The following is a 25,052-nucleotide window of genomic DNA, read 5'->3' on the forward strand; positions in this document are numbered from 1 at the left end:
GCAGTTAGTTATTAAAGCCAAATTACGTAATTAATTAGAATTTAGAAACAAAGCGGTAAGAAAAATATGAAAATATCAAATTAATTTTAATCTAAAATAAGAAGGGTTATATGAATAATATTAAGTATAAACTCGCCACGATGACACTCTGCTCTCTGTTTGCTACCTCTGTTTTTGCTAATACTCAATCCCCTATTCGCCTTGTTATTCATGGTGGTGCTGGCACAATTACTAAAGACACCATCACACCAGAACAAGAAAAAGAATATAAAGAAAAACTGACTGAAGCATTAAATGCGGGATATGCTGTTTTGAATAGCGGAGGTACTAGTATAGAAGCGGTTCAAAAATCAATTAACGTAATGGAAGATTCTCCTCTCTTTAATGCAGGAAAAGGTGCCGTTTTTACCCATGACGGACGTAATGAACTTGATGCTTCTATTATGGATGGAAAAACACGTAATGCCGGTGCTGTTGCTGGAGTCACTACCGTTAAAAACCCTATAAATGCTGCTATTGCGGTAATGGAAAAAAGTCCCCATGTTTTGATGGTCTCTAATGGTGCAGATCTTTTTGCCAAAGAACAAGGGCTTACTATTGTAGACCCTTCTTATTTTCGTACCGAACATCGTTGGCAACAACTTCAAAAAGCGATAGAAAAAGAACAAGTCGTTTTAGATCATGATGGAAAAACAGCTACACTTTTTATTGATCCGATGATGTACGATTATAAATATGGCACAGTGGGTGCTGTTGCACTGGATCAACATGGTAATTTAGCAGCAGGAACTTCAACCGGTGGAATGACTAATAAACGTTATGGACGAGTGGGTGACTCTCCTATAATTGGTGCGGGCAATTATGCCGATAATGAAACAGTTGCTGTATCCGCGACAGGATCTGGTGAAATGTTTATCAGAACATTAGCTGCATTCAATATTGCAGCTCAAGTTAAATATCAAAATTTACCTTTAGAAAAAGCGGCACAAAATGCACTGGACGAAGTTAAAGCGATTAATGGAAGTGGTGGCGTTATCGTCTTAGATAAATCGGGCGACTATACGATGAGTTTTAATTCTGAAGGCATGTATCGTGGCACTATTGGTAATGATGGAAAACCTGTTGTTGCCATTTATAAAGAGTAAGTTTAAATAGTCATTTCCTCTTTCGTACCCAAGATCTTTACTTTTTCTCTGTTTCAAAATTGGGTACGAAAACTTAGTTAATCCCTCATTACTCTTCCAATTCTGTGCATTTATTCTAAAAGACGTTTTTTCCTAATTTTAGCCCTAACTCAACTCGGTTATTATTAATACTAATAACGTTCAATTAATCCACTAAATGTTGATTAAACAAACACGATCCTTTCTACTTATTAAAATGATCCTTTGAAAAAGTAGCTTTTTTCTTTTTTGGATCTGATAGAATATTCATCATGGTTATGTTGATTTAATAAGGAAATCACAGTGGAATTTCACCACGACGATCAGGATTTCATACCTGAAACATCACTAGTGTTGTCTGAAAAACAAGCATTATTGGATCTGAATGCAACATTCACCACACCATCCCACACGAATCCCGCAATGGCTTATTTAATGAGTTTAGGATCGAAACGCAGTCGCCAAACGATGGGATCGTTTTTAACGATAGTGGCTAAGATGATTGGTTTTTCTTCGCTTAAAAATTGTCAATGGGGCGCACTTCGCCGTCATCATATTCAAGCCATTATTGATATGTTATCTGATGCCAATAAAGCCCCTGCCACTATCAATACTTATCTTGCCGCATTAAAAGGCGTTGCTTTAGAAGCTTGGGCATTGAAACAAATGGATACTGAAAGTTATCAGCATATCCGCCAAGTTAAATCTGTAAGAGGAAGTCGATTACCCAAAGGTCGTGCATTAACAAGTCATGAAATTCATGCTTTATTTAAAAGTTGTGAAAATGATAACTCATCGAAAGGTTTAAGAGATGCAGCAATATTAAGTGTGTTATTAGGTTGCGGATTACGTCGTTCAGAAATAGTAGCAATTAATTACGAGCACATTCAATTTCGCGATCATGCTTTTCTTGTTAGAGGTAAAGGTAATAAAGAACGAATGTCTTATATGCCCGATGATACTTGGGATCGTGTTCAGTTATGGATTGATGAAATCAGAGGTACACTAGATGGCCCTCTTTTCACTCGAATTCGCCGTTTTGATGATGTCACAAATGAACGAATAACAGATCAAGCTATTTATTATATTTTAGAAACTCGCCAACAAGAAAGTGGTATAGACAAATTTGCACCTCATGATCTCCGAAGAACTTTTGCTTCCGCAATGCTGGATAATGGCGAAGATATTGTTACTGTGAAAGATGCCATGGGCCATGCCAGTATTATGACAACTCAGCGTTATGATCGACGTGGGGATGATCGACTAAGAAAAGCGGCTCGCCATTTACGTTTTTAACGTTTTATTTTTAAGTATATTGTTACCACTAATATCTTTTTTTCATGAAACCAAATAGAAATCCCCAATTATTGAGCTAATTATAATTAGGGGTTTCTTATTACTTACAATTTATCTGAAAGGTGGTTCATTAAACGTTCTCAATTTGCGAGAGTGTAAATTACTTTCTTCTTGTTTAAGTAATTCAATAGCTTGAATACCAATTTGCAAATGTTCTGATACAGCGCCTTCATAAAAATGATTAGCCTGACCAGGTAATTTAATTTCTCCATGCAGAGGTTTATCAGATACACATAATAAGGTGCCGTAAGGAACACGAAAACGATAACCTTGCGCTGAAATTGTTGCACTCTCCATATCAACAGCAACAGCGCGACTTAAGTTAAATCGCCTTGCCGAAACAGAAAAACGCAATTCCCAGTTACGATCATCTGTCGTAACTACCGTTCCTGTTCTTAATCTTTGTTTTATTTCATGTCCCGGTTTTCCACTTATCGCTTTTGTTGCATCATAAAGAGCACGTTGTACCTCAGCAATATTAGGAATAGGAATATCTGGAGGTAGAACATCATCTAATATATGGTCATCACGTAAATATGCATGGGCTAAAACATAGTCACCAAGCTGTTGGCTTTCACGTAACCCCCCACAGTGACCAATCATTAACCAAACATGGGGTCGCAAAACTGCTAGATGATCGCAAATTGTTTTTGCATTTGAAGGCCCAACTCCAATATTCACTAATGTTATTCCGGGTCCTTCTTTTGCAATTAAATGATAGGCTGGCATTTGATATTTCTTCCAAGTTAAATCAGATATTAACTTTTCAGGATCAACCGTCTCTACTGTAATTTGCTGAAAACCTGCACAAGAAAGTGCGCAATATGGGCTATTTTTATCTGCAACTTGTTCACAAGCCCAACGAACAAATTCATCAACATAACGATTATAGTTGGTGAATAGAATATAAGGTTGAACATCTTCAGGTAATGTACCCGTATAATGTTTTAAGCGTGCTAATGAAAAATCAGTACGTAAAGCATCAAAATGAGAAAGTGGTAATATGTCCCTATCACAAATTAAACCATCCGTAATTTCATCACCAATTTTAGATAAGTCAGTTGTCGGAAAATATTTTGCTAGTGAGGCACTCATTTTTCTATCAAAACCAATACCCGTTCCATCAATCACAAAAGGATATGGAATTTCTTGTTTTGAGGCACTGACATCAAAAGTTGCATGATAAGCATCAGCAATAAGTTGCAATTGTTCTGATAAATAATCTTCAAATAAAGCGGGATTAGTAATAGTAGTAGAGTAAGTTCCTGAGCGAGACAAACGCCCATAAGCTCTTGTTTTGTCCTCTTTTTTTATTTCTCCAGACCAATGCACCGTTAGTTGAGGATATGCAAATAATCCTTCCGCTCTTTGTTTTACATCAGGTAATTTTCCATCTTGTGCATAATCAACAATTGCACTACGCAATGCATTAACAGCTTTTTGGTATTGTTGTTTTAGTTTAGTAATAACCGTTTGAATTTCAAGGTGATGAGGTTGTGACATAAAAAGAGCCTCTTACTTATTATTGATTTATGATCATAATAGCAAGAAGCTCAGGTTTGCCCAAGATTAAGATTTTAATAAGCGATATTCTATTTTACTTTCTGTATCGGAAGCTGTTAGTTTTTTTAATGAATAAGGACTGAATTCTAATTTGACATTTATATCTTCTTCTAATAAAAGAAATCTATCTTGTTTGTAGTTAAACTTATTACTAAGACTGTCTTCCATTCTTTTACTTATTTCATGTTTATATTTAGCTAATACGCTAGTAAAACTATTCATTGATATTTTATCATCTATAAAGTATTTGCTATATAAATGCATAGAATCGTGATCAAAATCAGTTAAAATATTATCAGATAAATGACTCACTTTTTCGATATCTGATTCAGTCATTTCTTTTTTATTATTAATAATTATTGTATATCTACCTTCATTCTCCTCTATATTAATGGTGGTTTTTCCAGTAAGAGGTGAATATTGTGATGCAATAGGATCATATTTGTCAAAAGAGTCTTTTATTACTGGAAAGATACCTTGATTAAGCAATTCGAAAATAATCATAACATCTTTCTTATTTAAGTTTTTCAGCTTTTCCTCTAGAGAGGAAATATCAGATATATCCTTATTGTTGTATTGTAATTTATATCTTGATATATCTTTTTCTACCTGCGATCTTAACTCTTCATAGTTACCCTGTTTTACACTTTGATATATATTATCTATTAACCGAGTAGGTGATAAGTTAGCGGTATAATTATGACTATGTTTTTCAATATATTCTTTTTTCTCTTCAAAAGATCCTATTTTATTAAAATCATTTATTGAAAAAATATTACCTTTATTTCTAGGCTCCATAAGAATAGCCCTGAAAGCAATAAATTTTTCTTCGTAATTCTTATCATCATTTTTTATGACTGATAGTTTAGAATAGTTATTAATAAATGCTATCACGGAATCAGATGAATATTCTTCCAAGTCAATAGATAACTCATTTTTTATTTCCTCAAAGAATGGTTTAATATCATGGTCACTCTCAATAGGATCACCAATAAATTCGATGGAGTAAGTGATTTTACTATCATTTACACTATACTTAAAATTATTTTTATAGCCATCCCCTGCAATTCTCTTCAACGTAAAGAAAGCGCTATTTTTTTCTGAAACGGAAGCTGCTTGATCAAAATATACTGTTTTAATTAAAGGAAGAACTTTTCCTTCATTACTTAAACCAAACAAATCTTTTAGTCTCTCCCAAAGACTCATAACACTCGAAGGTTTTTGAGTATTACCTAGTTTAATTATTTTTTCTCGATCTATTGTTGTATTTAAAATTTTAATTGGATCCATAACTTACACTCCAAACATAATAAATAAAGATAAAATAAAGGTAAAACAAAGGGAATAATATTTATATAAAAAAACGCCATTAACTTTTCATAGTCATGACGTATTTAACAAATATGGTTTTAAATTGATAATAAACTCAAAATAATAGGGAGCGTAATTGCTGCAAACATTGTTTGAGAAGTAATGATCCCAGCCATTAGCTCAGAATCTCCGCCAAGTTGTCGGGTTAAAATATAGGAAGTGGGCGCAGTAGGAATAGAAAAGAAAATAACTAATAGTATTGTCACCAATGGAGATAAATCAAAAAGATAGGCCACACTATACGCTATTATTGGCACGATAAGTAAACGAGTCACAGTATTAATGCTAATCATTTTACTTTCTGCTTTCAATGTTGATAGATGTAATGCAGCGCCGATACAAATAAGCCCTAAAGGCAAACTGGTGGCAGCTAATAACTTAAGAAATTGATCACTACCAAGAGGAAGCCCTATTCCAGATAAATTGATCACGATCCCTATAACACAAGAAATAATTAAAGGATTTTTTATAATAGGTAATGCTAATTGACGCAATGTTACATTTTGCCCGGCCGTTAAACAAAGCACGGAGGTCACATTTGATAGTGGAACTAACGTTGCCAATATTAATGCTGCAATCCCTAATCCTTCAATACCGAATAAATCAGCAACAATTGCTAAACCTAAATAAGTGTTAAATCGAATATTACCTTGAACAATTGCACCAAAACGGCCAGCAAGCCAGCCTGTAATTTTTTTCAGTACAGTACATAACAGTGTGACAATAATAACCACAAAAAAAATAGCCCCAGCAAGATGGGGTAATTGAGGATCAGATAAAGGTGCATTTGCCAGGCTATTGATCAGTAGCGCAGGAAAAAGTAAAAAGTAATTTAGCTTTTCAGCTCCTACCCAAAAAGCAGGCTCAAACGTTTTATTTCTTCTTAAAATTGCACCTAGCGCAATTAACGCAAATAAAGGCCATAACGTTAATAACACATTTTGCATAATATTTGTCCTAAAGATATCGCGATACTTTACAATATCGTAACATCAAGACAATTGCTATTTTATGTTATTAATACAATAACCAACTCAAAAAATGATAAAAATATATTAGTACCGCATTTTCAGAATAGCATTTTTTATTCTTAGCTCATTAAGTACAAATTTTCTTTTTATGAGTATAAACCCCAAAAACTAATCTAAATCAATATACATTCGGTAACAATGTAAGCTTGCTTTTGCTAAATTTGAATAATAATCACGCTCTTCTAATACTTTAAAACCTTGTTTTAAATAAAATATTACTGCATTAGGTGTTGCATCTAAAAATAGCTTCTGTTGCCCTCTTTTTATTGCTTCATGTTTTAATTGTTTTAAAATAAGCCCTGCAAATCCTTTTCCCATATATTCTGGTAATGTAAAAATAGCTTCAGCAAAACCCGTTTTGATATCTAAAAAACCAGAGGCAACAGGAATATTATATCCTTTATAATCAATCACATAAAACGGATTATCAATAATAGCTTGTCGATATCCATCAGGCATTTCATCAGGAGTCCAAGCAGCTAAAACTTCTTTTAAGTAAACATTCTCACAACCAAATCGTAAAGCTTGATTTCGTAAATACCATAATCGTTTTGCTTCCTGTGGTTCAGCGAGTCTAAGTTGAATCATACTCATTTCCATCTTATTCATTAGAATTAAAAGCCTCGGATCAGTGAAAAACTCTATTCTAATAGTACATTTTAAATTTTTTAGTGTTACTTTTTTTTAGAGCATGATATGTTTTTGTAGAAGGAATAATGTAAGGAAATCTTATGCCTAATTCAATATTACCTTCCCCAATAAAAAAAACCTCTTCTTTTGTTGCTGGTTCTGAGCTTCCTTTTTATTATCAATTCATATCCACTTCAATTAGAGAAATCTATTTTTCAAACATTTCACTTATTTACCATAATAGATATCAAACCGAAAATACACATCCAAAGCTAATTCTTTGTAGTCATCGGAACAGTGCTTTTGATGGCTACATTGCATTGAAGGCATTTCCTAGAGCTCAGGCTTTAGCATCAATACAATTATTAAATAGTTGCATAATGAAGACTTTTTTTACGGGCATTCCCGTAGTTAGAAAAAAGGATAGACAACGTTTAGGTATAAATGCAAATATGTTTTCAAGCCCTTCAGATGCGGCAATTGCACATATAAAAGCAGGTGGAGATCTACTTTTATTTCCAGAAGGCAGTAGTGAGTGGGGCTTCCAGCCTTTACCTTATCAACGAGGAGCTGCAAGAATTATTAGATCATTAATCAGTGAGGGAGTAGATTTTGATATTATCCCTATGGGATTATTTTATATCGCGCCTGATAAATTCAGTTCAAAAGTTGAAGTTTATATTGGAAAAAATATATGTATAACTTCGAAAACAGATAATTTATCAATCAGAGAATGGGAAAAAAATATTCATAAAGAAGTATCTGATGCATTAAATGAAATTTCTGTTAATTGCCCCAATATTGATATTTTTGAAAAAGCTTCAGCCTATGCTTTTAATAAAAACAAAGAAGGATACTCTTATGCCGAATCCTTTATTGATTATCAAAATAATTTATCTCAAACAGATAATAGTAATAAAACTATAGAAAAAACCTCTCAATCTTCTATTTTAATTTGGCGTTATATTTCATTTTTATTTATGTATATTTTATTCCCAGTATTACTCTCATCATTTATCGCATCTCACTTCGCTGATGCTCGTAATACCGTTAGCTTCTTTAAAATATTAGGTGGCGCTATTGCCTCAGCAATTTGGCTTCCGATATTAATCATGCTCCTATTTTTTTCACCTCTATTTATTGGTATAAGCTTAGTCAGTGCATTATTCGGCTTCATATTGATAAGGAAGAAAGGCGCCCAAATATGTTAACAACTAAAGCTAGGATGCTTTTTAACCATCTATTTTCCATACAACTCTTTATTATTTGGGGGCTTGGCACTTATGGTAGTTGGTTAATTCATGCTACAGAGATGCTAACACCTATTTTCTTAGGTTTGCTTTTATGGATTTTATTGGTTTTTGTTGGATATAAGAATCAACATTCAACATGTCATTCACGATTTTATTGGTTAGGTTTGTTACAACTGATTGTATGCTGGACCATTTTTCCTTTATTTAAATCAATTCGTTATGGATTATACCAATGGAGTTTTGACGATATTTTATATGATTTGGATAAATTCTTGTGGTTTGGAAAAAGCTTACCTGAATGGTCCATTCTTTTACAATCAGGATGGCTAAGTGAATTCCTTTCTTTTTGCTATTTTAGCTTCTATTTTTTAATTATTGGTAGTGCCCTGTTCTTCTTTTTTAGCCGGAATAACGCGCTGACTAAAAATTACTTTTTCGGTTTAATGTTAATGTATTTTTTTGGATTTATTGGTTATTTTACTATTCCAGCCACAGGCCCTTACTCTGCATTCCCTTCTGATTTTAACTATCCCGTTTACTCTGGCGCCATGACACTATTTCTAACTGATCTCGTTGATAAAGGTATTACAGGAATGGATGTTTTTCCTTCATTGCACACGGGGATAACGCTCTATATTGTTGGTTTTTTCTATTTATCAGGTTATAAAAAAACAGCTTATTGTTTATCTCCTATCCTAATAGGGCTAATTTTGGCAACTGTATATTTACATTACCATTATGGCATTGATGTTATTGTCGGTGCTTTACTTGCATTATGGGTGTTTTACATCACAGGTAAAAATAATAAGGTCGAATATGGAACTCATTTATAAAATTAACGAGCCTATTGCTTCAGAAGTTTCTATTAGCGGAGGTAAAGGCGCAAGTTTAGCTAAAACAATTCAATCACTGCCTGTTCCTGATGGTTTAATTCTTTCTTGCCAAGCTTATCAGTTATTTATTACGCCTTTGCTCCCTAAAATTAATCTTTTATTATCAGATAAAAAGCACGAAATTGAATCAATTAGTAATAATATTCGGCATCTTATTTTACAAGCACCTATGCCTGAAAATTTAATTCATTCTCTAAGCACAATGTTAGATAGTCTTCAGCTGAATAATACCGCTTTGGCCGTGCGATCATCCGGAACATTAGAAGATATGCCCGGAGCAGCTTTTGCTGGCCAACATGACACGTTATTAGGAATTAAAACGTTACCTCATTTACTAGACGCTATTCGCCAATGTTATGCCTCTTTATGGCATACTCACGTCATGCTTTATCGTCAACATTTAAATTTACCGCATACTCAAGCATCAATGGCTGTTGTATTACAAAGGATGATTGATGTTCAAAAAGAAGAAGCGGCAGGCGTTGCTTTTTCTGTAGATCCTGTTCAAGGTTCTCTTTCTACCGTATTAATTAATGCAGCCTTCGGTTTAGGTGAAACCGTAGTTGCAGGTGAAGATCCTATAGATGAATTTCTCGTTGATAGAGATAGTTTAGAATTAAAGCAAACAACCATTTCTCAAAAAATAAATGCCATTGTGATGATGAATAATGGTACTGAAATTTTACCTCTCGAACCTCAAAATCAATCTATACCTTCTTTAACGCCTGAACAGTGTAAACAAGTGGCTAAACTGGCTATTTCAGCCGAAAAATATTTTGATTTTCCACAGGATATAGAGTGGGCATTTCATGATGGAAAATTATGGCTTTTACAATCACGAAATGTGACACAAATTGCCCCAATTTGGACAAGAGAAGAATCAGCAGAAAGATTTCCTAATCCTATCACGCCATTAACATGGGATATGTGTGAAGCGGGTTTTCATTCATCATTAAACTTTAGCCTTAATCTTATGGGGCTTCCTTCATTTAATGGTAAATGGTTTGGGATGCAAGATTATTATATTTACGGCAACCAAAATGCGGTTTCTTTGTATAGTAATCGACTTCCCACCTCAATGATGAATGATTTACCTACCCTACTAAAATCTTTGCCTGAAATAGCACAAAAATTTAGTTGGGTACAAGAATTACCTATTACTTGGATGCGCGATTTAGATAAATACTTGATCTCAATCGGAGCATTAATGAATGAACCATTAGAAGACAAAAACTTGTCACACCTATGGGACTATGTGCAAAGAATTAATAAATTAGGTGCTGATTACTTCTTACCTAATATTGCTATATCATTGACCCAACGCTCTCTCTATTCCGCACTGATGGCCTTGCTAAAACTCTTTTTTAAAGAAGAAAAATATGCACATACTGCATTCGATAATTTAATTGCAATGTCTGACACTAAAACTGGGCAAGTGAATTCAGAACTTTGGACTCTTTCACGTTATGTTCGTCAGCAACCTAAACTTCTCGAGCTTATAGCATCTATTGTTCCTGAAAACATTATGCAAGAAATTGAAGAGTGTGATCCCCATTTTCACCAGCAATTCTCCTTATTTTTAGCAAACCACGGTCATCGAGAATTAGACTTTGATGCGTATCATCCAACTTGGTTGGATGCCCCGCACATTGTGTTGACTCAAATTAAGGCAATGGCAGATTTAGCTGATGATAAACAAGTGGATGATCCATTAGGTAAAAAAATTCTACAATCAGAAACTGAATTTTCAATTGTTTCTGATGCTCCTGAAGAGTTACGTTTTTTCTTACAAGAGATTATTCGATTAGCTCGAGTTTATACTGCACTTGATGACTTAGAACATTATCAAACAACACGACTAGCCTTACCTATGCGTCGTGGGTTAAAAGCATTAGGGGAAAGGCTGGTTATTCGTAGTGTCTTAGACTGCCCTATGGATATTTATTTTGCTAATGAACAACCTTTAGCTGAAGCAATCCTTGCAGATAATCCAACGACCTGGAATAAGCTACGCCATCATATATACCAAAATAAGGCTGGGTATTTAAAAGCAAAATCAGTTACCCCACAATGGATTTATGGCGAAGATAGCAGTGATGAACTTAATACAAATGAGCACCAATTAAAAGGATTGGCTGGAAGTGCAGGCATTATTGAAGGTGAAGTTTATCTTGTTCATGGCCCTGAAAATTTTGCCGAATTTCCACAAAATGCTATTTTAGTTGCAAGAACAACCAATCCAGCTTGGACTGCGCTTTTTTATCGAGCTTCCGGCATAATTACAGAAAGTGGTGGGCCATTATCACATGGTGCTGTTACTGCTAGAGAATTGGGATTGCCTGCTATTATGGGAGTTCGTAATGTATTGAATATTTTAAAGAATGGGCAAAGAGTAAAAGTTGATGGGCAAAAAGGAGTCATTGAGATTTTATCTTAATTCTTTGAAAAACCATGAGCCATATGCCTTGATCAGAAAAAGCATCTTTTTAGATGCTTTTTCTCGTTTAACACAACGCATTTTTTAACTAATTATTTTCTTTTTCTTCTGGAGCTTTATTAATGTTAATATCAACTTTATAAGCAGAAGGTGCAAGTAAGGCAACCAACCCACCTATTAATAAAACAACAAAAAGCACCATCAACATGGTTGGCGCATTAAAGAGAAAATATGGCATTAATAATATAGGAGCGATAGTAAAAATAAGTGAAATAATAACTGGATAACTTATACCAATATCTCTCACTCGTTGCGATAAAATCAGTGTGAATATGTAAATTTGTATTATTAAAAGTACAATTTCGATTAAACCATATGGCGTAAAAGAAAATTGATAATAAAAGGCACTTTCAATTATTGAATCTGCGCTTTCAGGATAAAGTAATATATACCAGCGATATACTAAGTTTTCGACAATAGCAAATAAAATTGACCAAGCAATTTCTAAACCTAAAAAAGAGAGCCTTCCTCGCCTTTGTTGTTTCCATTGATAAGCAAGTTTAGCTTGCATCATAAATCCCTTCATTTTTAAATAGTAGTCTTTTTATCATAATACACTTAATATCTTTCTCCAAAAAAATGTTATTGTAGTTTAGTGTCAGCACAAAAATACCTTTAATATTTAATAATTAGTGTAATAATACGTTATATTATCTTTTATAATAATTAAATACGTAAGGAGTTATTATGCAGTCTATTAATACAACCCGTTTTGCCCTTCTTCGCTAAAAAAATTATTACTTAACAAGAAGGGCTTAAAAATGAATTATAAAAAAATCGATTTAGAACAATGGAATAGAAAAGAACACTTTTTACATTATCGTCATAACTTGCAATGTGGTTTTAGCTTAACAACTAAAATAGATATTACTGTCTTAAAAACAGTCTTAACTAAGCATAATCTTAAGCTTTATCCTGTCTTGATCTATTTGATTGCAAAAACGGTTAATTATTATCCTGGATCTAGAATGGCAATAAAGAATGATGAATTGGTTATTTGGGATTATATCAATCCTGCATATACGATTTTTCATCCAGAAACAGAAACTTTTTCAGAGTTATGGAGTGAATACTTTGAAGATTTTTGTTCTTTTCTAGAAGGATATAATCAAGATTATCAACAATATAAAGATAATCTAAACCTATCCGCAAAACCTAATTTTCCCGAAAATCATTTCTGCATTTCGATGATCCCTTGGATAAGTTTTGATGGATTTAATTTAAATATTGCTAATGTAAGAGATTATTTTCCCCCTATTTTTACAATGGGAAAATACACTCAACAGAATAATAAAGTTTTGTTACCCCTATCCGTTCAAGTACACCATGCAACCTGCGATGGTTTTCATGTTGCAAGAATGGTCAATAAACTCCAAGAGTTATGTGATAGATTTTCAAGTTAATTATCTTAATTTTTAAATAAAAAACACCGCTCTTTTATCAATTAAACAAGGTGGATCAATATTATCAAAACTGTCATTTATAATTTCGGTTTTAAAACGCTGATGTGCTTCAAATAAAGTTTCATCACGAATTTCGATACCTGCATTAACAGAAAAAGAGCTAATACTTACTAAAGAAACAAGAATTACAGGAATAATTTATTTAAAACTCATAATTTTTATATTCATATCAATCAACTTCCCTATAGGTTATTTATAGTCGTGAGATAATAGCATAGGTTGTTTTAGATTTATGAATAGAGATTTTTCGATAAATTAAAAACTTAAGGTAGAAAAAAAGCATCTCAATTGAGATGCTTTTGACAATGTAAAATAGTTAATTTTTAAGTCTAGTTTACTTATTTTGCAGTCGTGCGAATCAAGTAATCAAAGGCGCTTAATGAGGCTTTAGCGCCTTCACCCGCTGCGATAATAATTTGTTTATAAGGGACTGTTGTGCAGTCACCGGCGGCAAAAACACCTTTAATATTGGTTTCGCCACGTGCATCAACAATAATTTCCCCCATTTTATTACGCTCAACAGTCCCTTCTAACCACTGTGTATTAGGTAATAAGCCGATTTGAACAAAAATACCTGCTAGCGCAATATCGTGCATAGAATCATTGGTACGATCTTTATATTTTAGACCTGTTAATTTAGTGCCATCGCCATACACTTCTGTAGTTTGAGCATTTAAAATAATGTCTACATTACTTAAACTACGTAGTTTTTTCTGTAATACAGCATCTGCTCTCATTTCTGGGGCAAATTCTAATACTGTTACGTGTTCAACTAAGCCAGCTAAGTCAATTGCGGCTTCAACTCCTGAGTTACCACCACCAATTACAGCGACTCTTTTGCCTTTAAACAGTGGGCCATCGCAGTGCGGACAATAAGTTACACCACGAGTACGGTATTCATTTTCACCGGGAACATTCATATTTCTCCAGCGAGCACCTGTTGCAATAATTAAGCTACGGGTTTTTAAAATTGCACCTGATGCTGTTTCAATTTGGTGTAATTCCCCTTCTGATGCGCCTGGAATTAAACGACTGACTGTTTGGCTATCAATCACATCCACTTGATAATCATCAACGTGAGCTTTTAATGCACCCGCAAGTTTTGCACCTTCTGTTTTTGGTACAGAGATATAGTTTTCAATATCAACAGTATCAAGAACTTGGCCACCAAAGCGCTCACCAATAAGACCAGTGTTTAAACCTTTACGTGCTGAATAAACAGCCGCTGATGCCCCCGCAGGACCACTGCCCACAATCAATACATCAAATGCATCTTTTTGGTTTAATAATTCCGCAGTACGTTTTTCTGCATTGCTGTCTACTTTGTTAACGATTTCAGCTAAAGTCATACGACCTTGACCAAACTCGTTACCATTTAAGAATACAGCAGGAACGCCCATAATATTACGTTCCTGAATTTCATTTTGGAACATGCCTCCGTCGATCGCTGTATGTGTGACCTTCGGATTTAAAATCGCCATTAAGTTTAATGCCTGAACAACATCTGGGCAGTTATGACAAGAGAGCGAATAATAGGTTTCGAAATGAAACTCACCGTCTAACTGACGAATTTGTTCAAGTAATTCTTGTGCTTCTTTTGATGGGTGACCACCAGTTTGTAGTAAGGCTAAAACTAATGAAGTAAATTCATGGCCTAATGGCGAACCTGCAAAACGAACACCAGTTTCTTTTCCTGGGTTAGTAATAAGAAAAGATGGTTTACGCACATCAGCATTATTATCTTCACGATAAGTGACTTTATCGGATAATGGTTCGATTTCTTTTAATAGCGCTTGAATATCAGCTGAATGTTTACTGTCGTCTAATGTTGCTACTAACTCAACTGGCTGAGTTAATCGTTCTAAATAAGCTTTCAATTGAGCTTTTAAATTATTATCTAACATTTTGCACCCTCAATAAAATCGGGTGCCGAAACACCCGATAAATAACTTTTTTAGTGGCTTAATTCTTATTTAGATTTTGCCAACTAAATCCAGTGATGGAGCTAAAGTTGCATCACCTTCTTTCCATTTTGCTGGGCAAACTTCGCCAGGGTGACTAGCTACATACTGAGCAGCTTTAACTTTGCGTAGCAGGTCTGATGCATCACGGCCAATACCTTCAGCTGTGATTTCGATTGCTTGGATGATACCTTGTGGGTCAACAACGAAAGTACCACGGTCTGCAAGACCTTCGTTCTCACGCATATTTTCGAAGTTACGAGTTAATGCGCCAGTTGGGTCGCCAATCATACCATATTTGATTTTACCGATAGTTTCTGAGCTGCTGTGCCATGCTTTATGGGTAAAATGTGTATCGGTAGAAACTGAATAGATTTCTACGCCCATTTTTTGGAACTCAGCATAATGATCCGCTAAGTCACCTAATTCGGTTGGGCACACAAAAGTGAAGTCTGCAGGGTAAAAGAAGAAAACGCTCCATTTGCCTTCGACGTCCTTTTCAGTCACTTCTACGAATTGACCGTCTTTAAATGCCATGTTTTTGAATGGTTTGATTGGGGTATTAATTAAAGACATTGTATTTCCTCCTGTTTGGTATGGGAACTAATGTACCTATTCCACTTGAGAATAGCTAATACATTCCTACTATCAGTTCAATAGGTTTTACCTAATGAGTTGAAGAAATTGATAGAGATAGGTTAACGAAATGTAGCTGTTAAAGCAATTAAACAACAATGACAGTATGCCTTACTTACTATTAACAACTTTCTCTATTTAATATCTTTGCCTTAAATGGTGATATGCTTATAACATTATGAATTATAAAAATAATAATTCAACCTATCACAGATTAGTTTAATACTATTGTGCTAGTTTGGCAGGTTTAAGGATAGTATAAGTACACTCAAATGCTGCCTTTTGAATACGATAAATATCTTGGTTATCCGTTGTGGATTGAACAACCGCATCACCCGGTTGAAAGCGTTGCAATTCTCCCCATGGGGCTTTCATTGCAAAAGCAGTTGTAGATCCCGGCACAATAAAATAATTCATTTCGATCCCTTTTGGGATAAAAGGTTGATAATCATTAGGATAAGACACTAAATTAATTTCATTTTTCTCTGTAGTATTGTAACGTTGAGCAAATTTAGCTTTTTTTACCAATATTTCTTCATTACCTGTCTCTGGACAGATATTTTGCACGACCCAATCCCCCTCTTTTGCAGGTTCAGAGACAGTTTCAACACCTTCACCTTTAATAATGGTTGTGATGATTTCACCTTCCTTAGCCGGCCTTGCCAACACAGGTTTGGTTTTAATAGCAACACCAGTGATCCCTGCTTGCTGAGCTTGAGTAAAATAAGCTATTCGCTCTTTTTGTGGTAATTGTGACAGGTCATCTGCAAATACGAAGGAAGGAATTAAGGCCAAACCTATTAATAGTGTTTTTATTCTATTTTGCTTATAGATCTTATTATTATTTGAATAACTGTTTTGTGTATAGAAAGGCATTGAATTGTTTCCTACTTAATATTAATCGTATTTAAATACGTTATTTTATATCTGTAAACGTTAAACCGATTATGGCAGGAAATAAAACAAAAGTACCCGTAAAATCAGTTACCTAATTAATAAAAATTCAAAAATTCGAGAGATCTCACAACTAGAAATAACCAAGGTTCAGAAAGTAAAGAGTGGTAAGTTCGAAAAATCAATCTAGTTAATAGATTTAATGACTTATACATTATATAAGAAAAAAGACTCCAACTAACCAACAGTACATTGTATTTTGAAGTCTTTATATATGAAGCTAATCGCTAACTTTGAGTATAAAAGCAAGGTTAAAATAGATATTTAAAGCGGATACGGGCACCGTAACGATCTTTATCACTACTATGTACATTTATCTCGTCTTTGCCATCTATCCGCGAATAATAAGCACCTAAATAGGTTTTGAAATTATCCATATCCAAGATATTAGGCAGTTCATAAGAAGCAAATACTGTATTGATATTGTATTTACCAGGATTAAGCGTTAAATAGGTTTCATTTTGCTCATTATTTCCGCTTGTTTGATAGTAAGCTTTAATATCATTATGTGCATAGATATAACCTAATTGGAATTTACGCCACAACACATTACTACCCATTGAAAAATCGTTTTCGTCTTTAGCATCAAGATAAGCAACACTTAAATTTGCAACAATGCCATTGACAGGATCATCAGCTAAAGTATCCCACTTTAACGTTAGACCATAACCAGTACGACGTGATTGATCTTGGAATTTTCCATTTTCATCCTCGTAACCATAAGCTTTGCTTATTACGTTTGCGTCTATCGCACCTGCAATTGTTAAGTTATCTTTCTGCCATGCAATAACAGGCCGCATATAAATAACATTTTTACGGTTATCAAGTTTACGCCCGTGATACTCACCATCTTTGAAAACAGAAGTTCCGTCTTCAACTAACGCATTTAATTCAAAATACCAGTCATTGTAATGAGTGTTAACCATCATGCTACCACCATCACTACTACGACCACGCCCCTCTTTCATCATATAAATATAGCCAAAACCATCACCATATAAATCATTTGCGGTATTACCTGAATATTCGACGAAAGTATCTTGATTTAAAGGGAACATATCATACGCTTCATAACGACCAATTTTATATTCCCATTTATTACGTTGACCAAAATAAAAGGTAGCATCATCTAGATTCATTTTACCCGTCATGTCAGCCATAGGTTGAACACGAAAACCAGCGTAATTGCCGTTTTTTAATTCTCTCTCACCATCAATACCAATTAAAATACGCCCATTAAGTGACCACTTTTCATTATCTTCAAAGTCTTTTTGCTTTCCGGGCATCATTCTCATTGATGTTAATTGCCCTTTTTTACTTGCTGCATCAATATTATATTCAACATCACCATACAATTTGAGATCGCCCCAATTTGTATTCGTAGAGAAAAAACCTGCACCTTCTTTATTTTTTGTCTTAGCAAACTGAATTGACTGTGTTTGTTGAAGTTTATTTAGCTGAGTCTGAGCGATATTTGCTTTGGCTTGAGCTTCATCTGATTGCTTTTCTAATACAGCAATGCGTTGCTCCATATTCATTGAAGTAACGTTATTTGTAGACTTCCCTTTAGACCCATTATTTGAATTAATGAGTTGTTCGAGACGAGCTGCTTTTTGTTCTGCGGCTGCAGCTCTTGCTTCAGCCGCATTTGCACGTTGTTCTAACGCATTTAATCTCGCTTCAATAGCACTTATGTCGATTTGTGCATTAGCGCATAACGGTGTGGAGAGGATTAAAGTTATTACTGCAGATAATGTCTTCACTTTCATTCGAATATTCCTCAGTTAACAAATGTTGATTCAACAGGTACGGCAAATACATAACTATCAACTTAGTTGATTGATTGTTCTATTTGATGAGCGTATTTTTATAAGTATCAAATCGTTATTCGCATCGTTATTTCTCTTCTTAATAAGAAATAAACCAGTATCTGTGTTGTTTTTCCCTTGTTTTCTCGAATTAAACGCTCGCATTATTCAGTAAGGTATTTGTTTTAAATTCTCATTTAAGCACTTACAAACGTTTATTATTTTAATTCGGTATTTATTTTTATTGTTATTACAAGCATATCTCTGGTTTATGCTTTCTATTTTTATAATGACTTACTAACCTAAATAAAATAATCGCTAATGTGGAACGTTTCCACAAACATTTATGATTTCTTTGATATTAGTACGATAACTAGAGAAAATGATGCAAATTGTCATCAAAAAATGATGATTTCCAAATAATAAAGGCAGCAATGATGGTAATAACAATTAGGAAAGAAAAAGCGTTTTTATAAGGGGATTATTGGTTTCTATTATTTAAAAACCATTTTGCAAGGCGGTAGATAGGAGAAACTTAATAGAAGAAAAACCGACAGAGGTCATATCATGATAACCTCCGTCTATCATTATCATATTCTGCCAGGTTTACGTAATGCTCTACGGAAGTAAGAAACTGGCATTTTAGGGCAAATTTGTTCTTTTACTGCAGGATTACTTTCTAAATCCTCTTTTTCTATTTCATTATGTCTTCTTGTATTTTGTGGTTGAGTATTTGTTTTATTCATCTTCCCTTTCCTCTGAGATCAACGCCTCATTGATAGCTTCAATTTTCTCAACTGCTTCATTAAGAATTGAAGCAATACGTCCCGCTCTTTCCACTGAGAGCTCTTTTAACACTAGTTTATGGCGTAATACCGCCTTTAATTTTCCGACAGCAGATTCAATCTCTTCAGAAACTCCTCCCGCGTTTTGAGACAAGTCTCTCGCATAAGCCAGTTTTCTTTGAATATTGGTATCTATTTCCTGATGTTCTGCTAAAAATGCAGTACCTTCAGGTGTGATGCTGTAATTTTTACGACCTTTTTCAGCGATACTGGCAACTAGCAGATCTTGTTCTTCAAGTAGTGTTAATGTTGGATAAATAACACCAGGGCTAGGTACATATAATCCTGAAGAGGCTTCATCTATTTCACGAATAATTTCATAACCATGACTCGGTTTTTTCGCGATCATGCTAAGTAACAGAACTCGCAAATCACCATGATCAAACATACGTTTTAATTGACGACCTTTACCTCGTCCACCGCATCCTCGACCGCGTCGTTTACCTTGTCCTTCTGAACTATGTTCACCATGATAGCATTCGCCATGTCCTTCGTGTCCGTGATCATGCTTACCATGACAGCATTCATCCTGTCCTTTTTGTCCATGACTATGTTTACCATGACAGCATTCTCCCTGTCCTTTTTGTCCGTGACTATGTTCACCATGACGACACTCTCCATGTTCTTTATGTCCATGCTCATGTTCACCATGACAACAATGTTCGCTTCGGCTTTCATGGTGCCGTGCCTGTTTACCTTTACCCCCACAACATCCTTTTCCATGACCATGACTACCATGTTCACCATTATCGGCACGTTGTTGATAAAGTGACTGTAATGCTCGAATCATCATAAATATTCCCTCATTGTTTTAGATATATCGAATTTATGTAGTCAATATAATCCGATATATCTAAATGATCAAGTTTTAGATATATCTAAATATATGTCTAAATCGACTTTATCTTTAACAAGATGATTTATTTATGATTATCCTTATAGGCACAGACTGTTTTTATTATGAATGATTCTCATTCTCTAGTTTGTTTTTATGTGCTATCAATAAAAACAAAAGAAGAAAAAATCAAAATAGAGATAAAAAATGATTGCTAAGAGATGACAAAAACCAATTGAGTGAAAACAATAAGTGACAGCGTCACCTTTTCTATTGAGAAAAACTTGAATATGGATATAGTAAACCACCAAAAAAGCGAAGATAATGAGATATTACTCACTACTTCGTTTTTTAGGTTGGATTACTCTTAATAACAAAAAATTTGTTATTGCTATTGATCTAACGCAGATAAAACGATCTTTTTAATATATTGGTATCCTGCCTCAATTTGTTTTTTATCAACTAGTTGTGTGCTTTTTATAGTGATTTGCAACAAACTTAAATGTTTGATTGTTTCCCATTCATTTTTACCTAAATCACACTCACGACAAAACTGCATTGGAGCATCATCACTATTTCGAGCACAGAGTGTCAGTAAGCTCAAATCTTGCCGATAATGACTTTTTACAACTAAGTTTTCATATATTGCTTTATTAAGATTATTTTGTGTTTCTAAACACGTATTCCCTTTTTTCACAATCGCAAAATTCAATTTATTAAAATCAGATACGGATAGAACGCGAATAAAATAGTGCTCACCTTCTTTTTCAAATGTTTGAGCCTGATTAAAGAATTGTTCAAGTTTGACTCGGGTTTCCCATTGAATTTGTGCATATTTCCCATATCCCGACAAAGTGAAAGGATAGAGTTGATGTACACTCCACATCGAAGCCACTGCGGGTGCTGATTGAATACCGTCAATTTCGGGAACACCATCAGCTTGTTCTGGACATAATCTCGGTGGATTAGTGAGAAAACGACTCATACGTGCATCTTTAATACACACTACACCTGTGGGATAAGGAGAAAAACCAGCTTGAAAAGGTTCAAAAGAGACAGAATCAGCAAGAGAAAGTTGTGTAACGCTTTCATATATTTCAGGCGTTAATTCAAGTAAAGGTGTGTCTTTTTTTAATCTTTCGCACAATATTTCATAAGGTATAATCTCATGATTATCATCAAGAAAAAGGCTTTTCATATACCCAAATTGCGAAGCATCAATATGAATATAAAAAGAATTATTGTATTTTTCTTCGCACTCTTTTCTTAATTCAAAAAGGGGTTTTAGCTTATCGATACTGCCATAAGATGGCGATCCTAGCATGCCGATAATACCAAGAATGGGTTCCCCCTGTTCAATAAGACGTAAAACAATACTGCGCATTTTTTCCGTATCTGTTTTAAATGAACCATCGATAGGTAATGCAATAAGGTTGTCATATCCCAACCCTAGTATGTCCATTGCTTTTTTCCAGAATTCAAAACGTGAAACAGGAACAAGCAATTTCCCTAAATGCATTGTTTTTGTCATTCCTGTTCCCCGGCATGTCAAATAGCTAACATCATCAAAAATTTCACGTTTATTGAGTTGCTCACTCATTACTAGAATATCTGAGATAGACATATTGAATAACTCAAATGCTTTTTTATCTGCAACTAAATCTCGTGACTTTGGATGACGAGCAATCGCCATTGGTAATGTTTTTAAATTTCTAAGCGCCCATAATATTTCATAACAAGCTAATGTATGGCTTGTAGTGATATGGCCAAATGCATCTTTTGATGAAAAACCAATTAATTTACAGAGATCATCTATAATTTTCTTTTCTTGTTGTATCTGTAAGGGTGAGTGGTGATTAAAAACATTATCTGAATTGTAAGCTAACGCAGAAAGATAGCCAAATTTAGCCAATTGCATCACTTGAGAATGATGATGGGAAAAATAAGGCTCAATATCTGATTGAGCATAATTATTTTGCTGTTTCAGCGTATCTAAAATAGAGTCATAAGCATTATCTACTGCTTTTTTTTCAATCGTATGATTTTTTATTTTAGTCTCTAAATTATCACTATCATTTTTTTTGACTTTATTTTCCTTAGGAAAACAATACTCACTATTCATTAATATTTTTGCCATCTCTCGATGATAACATACTAGGGTATCAACGGTTCGGGTATGGTATACACGCTCTGTAGCACTCAGACAGGTTTGTTTATGATTTGCCATCATCGCACCTATATATAAATTTTTGTTATATGTTTTAATAAGAATTGTGTTTATTAATCGTAAATAATTAATCTCTATTCAAATGATATACCACATGATGAGTAAGAATCTTCTTTATTTTATTGATATCAGTTAAGATTTTTTCAACTCCATCTAAAGTTTTTCATGTTTAATGATAAATGATTTAGTTTTATTTGTTAGTTTCTTTATTTTATTATCAATTTTGATTTAAGTTGTATTCCTGAAAATATGATATTATTTTTACTAAGGTCAATACTTAAATCTATCTTAATCAGAATAAATAAATATTTCTATCGCCTAATATCCATTAAAAGAGATAGATATTAAATATTGTATGCCATTAAAAATATATTTATTTAATTGTTATTCATTTTTACTTCAATATATAAAAAAAACACACGATAATTTGATCATGTGTTTTTCAGAATATTCGCTTTTTTTAACAAAAAAAACATCACTACTTATAACAAATAATATTTAATACTCTTATTTACCATCAGTATAAGTTATAAGTTGTGTTTTCTAGCATCACTTTACCAATTAGATCACCAGACTCCATTAATTGATGAGCTTTACCTACTTCTGTGAGTGGAAAAATGGCATTTATTATTGGTTTAATCTTACCTTCGGCAATCAATGGCCATACATATTGTTTTAGTTCTTGTGCAATATGTGCTTTTTCTTCTACTGAACGAGAACGCATGGTTGACCCCGTGTGAATTAGACGTTTAATCATCATTGGCATCATATTTAAATTTTTAGGCATTCCTTTCATCATACCCACTTGTATAATACGTCCAAACTTACTCGCAACTTGATAGTTTTTCTCTACATAATCGCCACCAATAATATCAAGCACAACATCAATCCCCTTACCTTGAGTTAAAATGGGAATCTGTTTAGCGAAATCGGTTTGTTTGTAATTAATGACATAATCAGCACCAATCTTGTAAGCTACAGAGGCTTTTTCTTCAGAACCAACCGTTGTATAAACGGTCGCTCCTATAGCATGAGCAAGCATAATCGCCATAGAGCCAATCCCCGATGTTCCGCCATGAATAAGTACAGATTCACCTTGTTTTAGTTTACCTAACTGGAATAAATTAGCCCACACTGTAAAAATATTTTCAGGCAAGGCGGCAGCTTCAAGATCCGTTAAACTCATTGAGGGTAATGCGATATCTTCATGTGCAATGCAATATTGAGCATACCCCCCACCAGCAACTAAAGCACAAACCCTATCCCCTAATTGCCATTTGGTGCAACCGTCACCTACTGCCACAACTTCTCCAGCAACCTCAAGACCGGGGATCGGTGACGCATCTGCGGGGGGAGGATAACGACCTTGTCTTTGAAATATATCTGGCCGATTAACACCTGAGGCGGCAACTTTAATTAAAAGATAATGAGGAGGAAGTGAAGGAATTGGGGATATTTTAGGTTGTAACTTGTCTATATCACCGGGCTCTGTAATTGCGATCTCCAACATATTTGCAGGTAAAACAGTTTTCATCATATTCTCCCATTTAATTTAGCCACTCTCAGAATGTTATGCTAGTTGAGCTGTTTCGATCACTTATCTTTCTTATTTTAAAGTTTTAAGAAAAGAGTTCATCTAGTAAACAATAAATCAAGTGTAGATAAACGAAGATTATAACCAACCTTGCTTCTTATGTTGTATGCAAATCGGGCACAATGTTGCATCTGGCTTCCATGATAAAAAAGCTAACCGACATTTTTCACAGTGTGCATCATAATAATGGTAAAGGATGGGTTCGTTATTTTTAGCGACACGTTCTTTAACATGAATGGATTTAGGAAAACAAACAACTTCACAATTCATACAGCCGGTACAACGCTTTTCATCAAGAGTGAATATATTATTTTCGAGTTCAATCGCACCTTCATCACAAACTTTGGCGCATGCAGAGCAAAGAATACAACTTTCTTTATCTAACTGAATCTGGAACCAACTATCTTCGGGATACAGTTGTTTTCTTGCATTTAAACCTGTTCTTACTTGACTTTTATTTAATGGTTTTTCATCTAGTTTTTGACGAAAAAGCATAAAACGACGCCCACTATCAATATCAGTAGGTTCAGTGATCATTAATTGCCAGATAGGCTCTTGTAATGTTTTTAGTTGAAGATTTAAATTCGCTAAAACAGGAAGCCATTTATCCACTAAAGGTTGTGCTATTTTCATTCCTCTAATGTGATATTGGCGATGCCACACTAATAGTTCTTCTGTACTTGCTAAAGGCTCATCATGATTAACAACTAAATAATTATCCTGATACGTTCTTTCATGGGGTGCAATATTTTCTATTGCATCTACAGGGCAAGTAAACAGGCAATTACCACATTGGAAACAGCGTTCATTATCTATCTTTACATCTAAGTGACCAAAAGTGATAGCACCCACAGGACAAACTTTAGAGCAACTATCACATAGGCTTTGTTTGAGGCGTTTTCTAACACATTTATCATTAATAATTGGTTCAGGAGGAAGCTCCATCGTAATAAAACGCCTCATACATCACAA

The 25,052-nt window shown here is 34.2% G+C and carries 20 protein-coding genes; 6 read left to right on the plus strand and 14 right to left on the minus strand.

Going from position 1 to position 25,052, the window contains the following annotated elements; genetic code table 11:
• Positions 1–110: 110 nt before the first annotated feature.
• Positions 111–1,145 (plus strand): isoaspartyl peptidase/L-asparaginase family protein, encoded by a 1,035-nt coding sequence (locus GWJ05_RS14070; RefSeq protein WP_036936784.1) that lies wholly within the window; start codon positions 111–113, stop codon positions 1,143–1,145.
• 321 nt (positions 1,146–1,466) lie between these two features.
• Complete coding sequence (locus GWJ05_RS14075) at positions 1,467–2,459, plus strand: tyrosine-type recombinase/integrase (RefSeq protein WP_087802389.1); 993 nt, start codon at positions 1,467–1,469, stop codon at positions 2,457–2,459.
• A gap of 111 nt (positions 2,460–2,570) precedes the next feature.
• Here the strand turns inward: GWJ05_RS14075 and GWJ05_RS14080 are convergent, their stop codons facing one another.
• The 4 genes from GWJ05_RS14080 to GWJ05_RS14095 form a co-directional block, all read right to left on the minus strand.
• Complete coding sequence (locus GWJ05_RS14080; RefSeq protein ID WP_087802386.1) at positions 2,571–4,022, minus strand: AMP nucleosidase; 1,452 nt, start codon at positions 4,020–4,022, stop codon at positions 2,571–2,573.
• Positions 4,023–4,088: 66 nt separating this feature from the next.
• Complete coding sequence (locus GWJ05_RS14085; RefSeq protein WP_036936776.1) at positions 4,089–5,372, minus strand: hypothetical protein; 1,284 nt, start codon at positions 5,370–5,372, stop codon at positions 4,089–4,091.
• Positions 5,373–5,491: 119 nt separating this feature from the next.
• On the minus strand, positions 5,492–6,400 hold the full coding sequence (locus GWJ05_RS14090; protein WP_036936773.1) for an AEC family transporter: 909 nt from the start codon (positions 6,398–6,400) through the stop codon (positions 5,492–5,494).
• Between the two features lie 192 nt (positions 6,401–6,592).
• On the minus strand, positions 6,593–7,078 hold the full coding sequence (locus GWJ05_RS14095) for a GNAT family N-acetyltransferase (RefSeq protein WP_036939011.1): 486 nt from the start codon (positions 7,076–7,078) through the stop codon (positions 6,593–6,595).
• Positions 7,079–7,215: 137 nt separating this feature from the next.
• Here GWJ05_RS14095 and GWJ05_RS14100 point away from each other — a divergent pair, with 137 nt between their 5' ends.
• Genes GWJ05_RS14100 through GWJ05_RS14110 form a run of 3 tightly spaced genes read left to right on the plus strand, consistent with a single transcriptional unit; the run spans position 7,216 to position 11,697 of the window.
• Positions 7,216–8,325, plus strand: coding sequence for a glycerol acyltransferase (locus tag GWJ05_RS14100; protein WP_052038500.1), 1,110 nt, complete (start codon positions 7,216–7,218; stop codon positions 8,323–8,325).
• Positions 8,319–9,200, plus strand: a complete 882-nt coding sequence (locus tag GWJ05_RS14105; protein WP_161681457.1) for a phosphatase PAP2 family protein — start codon at positions 8,319–8,321, stop codon at positions 9,198–9,200. Before GWJ05_RS14100 ends, GWJ05_RS14105 begins: the two co-directional genes overlap by 7 nt.
• Positions 9,184–11,697, plus strand: a complete 2,514-nt coding sequence (locus tag GWJ05_RS14110) for a PEP/pyruvate-binding domain-containing protein (RefSeq protein ID WP_036936767.1) — start codon at positions 9,184–9,186, stop codon at positions 11,695–11,697. Before GWJ05_RS14105 ends, GWJ05_RS14110 begins: the two co-directional genes overlap by 17 nt.
• A gap of 88 nt (positions 11,698–11,785) precedes the next feature.
• Here the strand turns inward: GWJ05_RS14110 and GWJ05_RS14115 are convergent, their stop codons facing one another.
• On the minus strand, positions 11,786–12,271 hold the full coding sequence (locus GWJ05_RS14115) for a hypothetical protein (protein WP_224215475.1): 486 nt from the start codon (positions 12,269–12,271) through the stop codon (positions 11,786–11,788).
• A 247-nt stretch (positions 12,272–12,518) separates the two neighbouring features.
• Between GWJ05_RS14115 and catA the strand changes: the two genes are divergently transcribed.
• Entirely contained in the window at positions 12,519–13,160 is a 642-nt protein-coding gene (gene catA / locus GWJ05_RS14120; protein ID WP_036936762.1) for a type A chloramphenicol O-acetyltransferase, read from the plus strand.
• A 398-nt stretch (positions 13,161–13,558) separates the two neighbouring features.
• Here catA and ahpF read toward each other — a convergent pair whose 3' ends face one another.
• The 9 genes from ahpF to GWJ05_RS14160 form a co-directional block, all read right to left on the minus strand.
• Positions 13,559–15,124 (minus strand): alkyl hydroperoxide reductase subunit F, encoded by a 1,566-nt coding sequence (gene ahpF / locus GWJ05_RS14125; RefSeq protein WP_036936760.1) that lies wholly within the window; start codon positions 15,122–15,124, stop codon positions 13,559–13,561.
• A gap of 69 nt (positions 15,125–15,193) precedes the next feature.
• Positions 15,194–15,757 (minus strand): alkyl hydroperoxide reductase subunit C, encoded by a 564-nt coding sequence (ahpC, locus tag GWJ05_RS14130; protein ID WP_006536680.1) that lies wholly within the window; start codon positions 15,755–15,757, stop codon positions 15,194–15,196.
• Positions 15,758–16,042: 285 nt separating this feature from the next.
• Positions 16,043–16,693: a hypothetical protein gene (locus tag GWJ05_RS14135; RefSeq protein WP_052038499.1), complete on the minus strand. Its 651-nt coding sequence runs from the start codon at positions 16,691–16,693 to the stop codon at positions 16,043–16,045.
• 329 nt (positions 16,694–17,022) lie between these two features.
• Positions 17,023–18,540, minus strand: coding sequence for a carbohydrate porin (locus GWJ05_RS14140; protein WP_103004719.1), 1,518 nt, complete (start codon positions 18,538–18,540; stop codon positions 17,023–17,025).
• A gap of 629 nt (positions 18,541–19,169) precedes the next feature.
• Complete coding sequence (locus GWJ05_RS18450) at positions 19,170–19,325, minus strand: hypothetical protein (protein WP_173807727.1); 156 nt, start codon at positions 19,323–19,325, stop codon at positions 19,170–19,172.
• A complete protein-coding gene (locus GWJ05_RS14145) occupies positions 19,318–20,217 on the minus strand; it encodes a PadR family transcriptional regulator (RefSeq protein ID WP_123822143.1) in 900 nt (299 codons plus the stop codon). The genes GWJ05_RS18450 and GWJ05_RS14145 overlap by 8 nt, the downstream gene beginning before the upstream one ends.
• A 433-nt stretch (positions 20,218–20,650) precedes the next feature.
• Complete coding sequence (locus tag GWJ05_RS14150; protein ID WP_036936753.1) at positions 20,651–22,486, minus strand: pyridoxal-dependent decarboxylase; 1,836 nt, start codon at positions 22,484–22,486, stop codon at positions 20,651–20,653.
• 517 nt (positions 22,487–23,003) lie between these two features.
• Positions 23,004–24,023, minus strand: coding sequence for an NAD(P)H-quinone oxidoreductase (locus GWJ05_RS14155; protein ID WP_036936751.1), 1,020 nt, complete (start codon positions 24,021–24,023; stop codon positions 23,004–23,006).
• Positions 24,024–24,158: 135 nt separating this feature from the next.
• On the minus strand, positions 24,159–25,043 hold the full coding sequence (locus GWJ05_RS14160) for a 4Fe-4S binding protein (protein WP_036936748.1): 885 nt from the start codon (positions 25,041–25,043) through the stop codon (positions 24,159–24,161).
• Positions 25,044–25,052 lie beyond the last annotated feature (9 nt).

Origin of the sequence: Proteus sp. G2626 (assembly GCF_009915985.1) — a bacterium.
GTDB lineage: Bacteria > Pseudomonadota > Gammaproteobacteria > Enterobacterales > Enterobacteriaceae > Proteus > Proteus vulgaris.

Excerpts from the sequence above, each read along its gene's own strand:
- GWJ05_RS14070 (WP_036936784.1), top strand. The coding sequence starts at position 111 with ATGAATAATATTAAGTATAAACTCGCCACGATGACACTCTGCTCTCTG.
- GWJ05_RS14080 (WP_087802386.1), bottom strand. The coding sequence starts at position 4,022 with ATGTCACAACCTCATCACCTTGAAATTCAAACGGTTATTACTAAACTA.
- GWJ05_RS14085 (WP_036936776.1), bottom strand. The coding sequence starts at position 5,372 with ATGGATCCAATTAAAATTTTAAATACAACAATAGATCGAGAAAAAATA.
- GWJ05_RS14090 (WP_036936773.1), bottom strand. The coding sequence starts at position 6,400 with ATGCAAAATGTGTTATTAACGTTATGGCCTTTATTTGCGTTAATTGCG.
- GWJ05_RS14095 (WP_036939011.1), bottom strand. The coding sequence starts at position 7,078 with ATGAGTATGATTCAACTTAGACTCGCTGAACCACAGGAAGCAAAACGA.
- GWJ05_RS14100 (WP_052038500.1), top strand. The coding sequence starts at position 7,216 with ATGCCTAATTCAATATTACCTTCCCCAATAAAAAAAACCTCTTCTTTT.
- GWJ05_RS14105 (WP_161681457.1), top strand. The coding sequence starts at position 8,319 with ATGTTAACAACTAAAGCTAGGATGCTTTTTAACCATCTATTTTCCATA.
- GWJ05_RS14110 (WP_036936767.1), top strand. The coding sequence starts at position 9,184 with ATGGAACTCATTTATAAAATTAACGAGCCTATTGCTTCAGAAGTTTCT.
- GWJ05_RS14115 (WP_224215475.1), bottom strand. The coding sequence starts at position 12,271 with ATGATGCAAGCTAAACTTGCTTATCAATGGAAACAACAAAGGCGAGGA.
- catA (WP_036936762.1), top strand. The coding sequence starts at position 12,519 with ATGAATTATAAAAAAATCGATTTAGAACAATGGAATAGAAAAGAACAC.
- ahpF (WP_036936760.1), bottom strand. The coding sequence starts at position 15,124 with ATGTTAGATAATAATTTAAAAGCTCAATTGAAAGCTTATTTAGAACGA.
- ahpC (WP_006536680.1), bottom strand. The coding sequence starts at position 15,757 with ATGTCTTTAATTAATACCCCAATCAAACCATTCAAAAACATGGCATTT.
- GWJ05_RS14135 (WP_052038499.1), bottom strand. The coding sequence starts at position 16,693 with ATGCCTTTCTATACACAAAACAGTTATTCAAATAATAATAAGATCTAT.
- GWJ05_RS14140 (WP_103004719.1), bottom strand. The coding sequence starts at position 18,540 with ATGAAAGTGAAGACATTATCTGCAGTAATAACTTTAATCCTCTCCACA.
- GWJ05_RS18450 (WP_173807727.1), bottom strand. The coding sequence starts at position 19,325 with ATGAATAAAACAAATACTCAACCACAAAATACAAGAAGACATAATGAA.
- GWJ05_RS14145 (WP_123822143.1), bottom strand. The coding sequence starts at position 20,217 with ATGATGATTCGAGCATTACAGTCACTTTATCAACAACGTGCCGATAAT.
- GWJ05_RS14150 (WP_036936753.1), bottom strand. The coding sequence starts at position 22,486 with ATGGCAAATCATAAACAAACCTGTCTGAGTGCTACAGAGCGTGTATAC.
- GWJ05_RS14155 (WP_036936751.1), bottom strand. The coding sequence starts at position 24,023 with ATGATGAAAACTGTTTTACCTGCAAATATGTTGGAGATCGCAATTACA.
- GWJ05_RS14160 (WP_036936748.1), bottom strand. The coding sequence starts at position 25,043 with ATGAGGCGTTTTATTACGATGGAGCTTCCTCCTGAACCAATTATTAAT.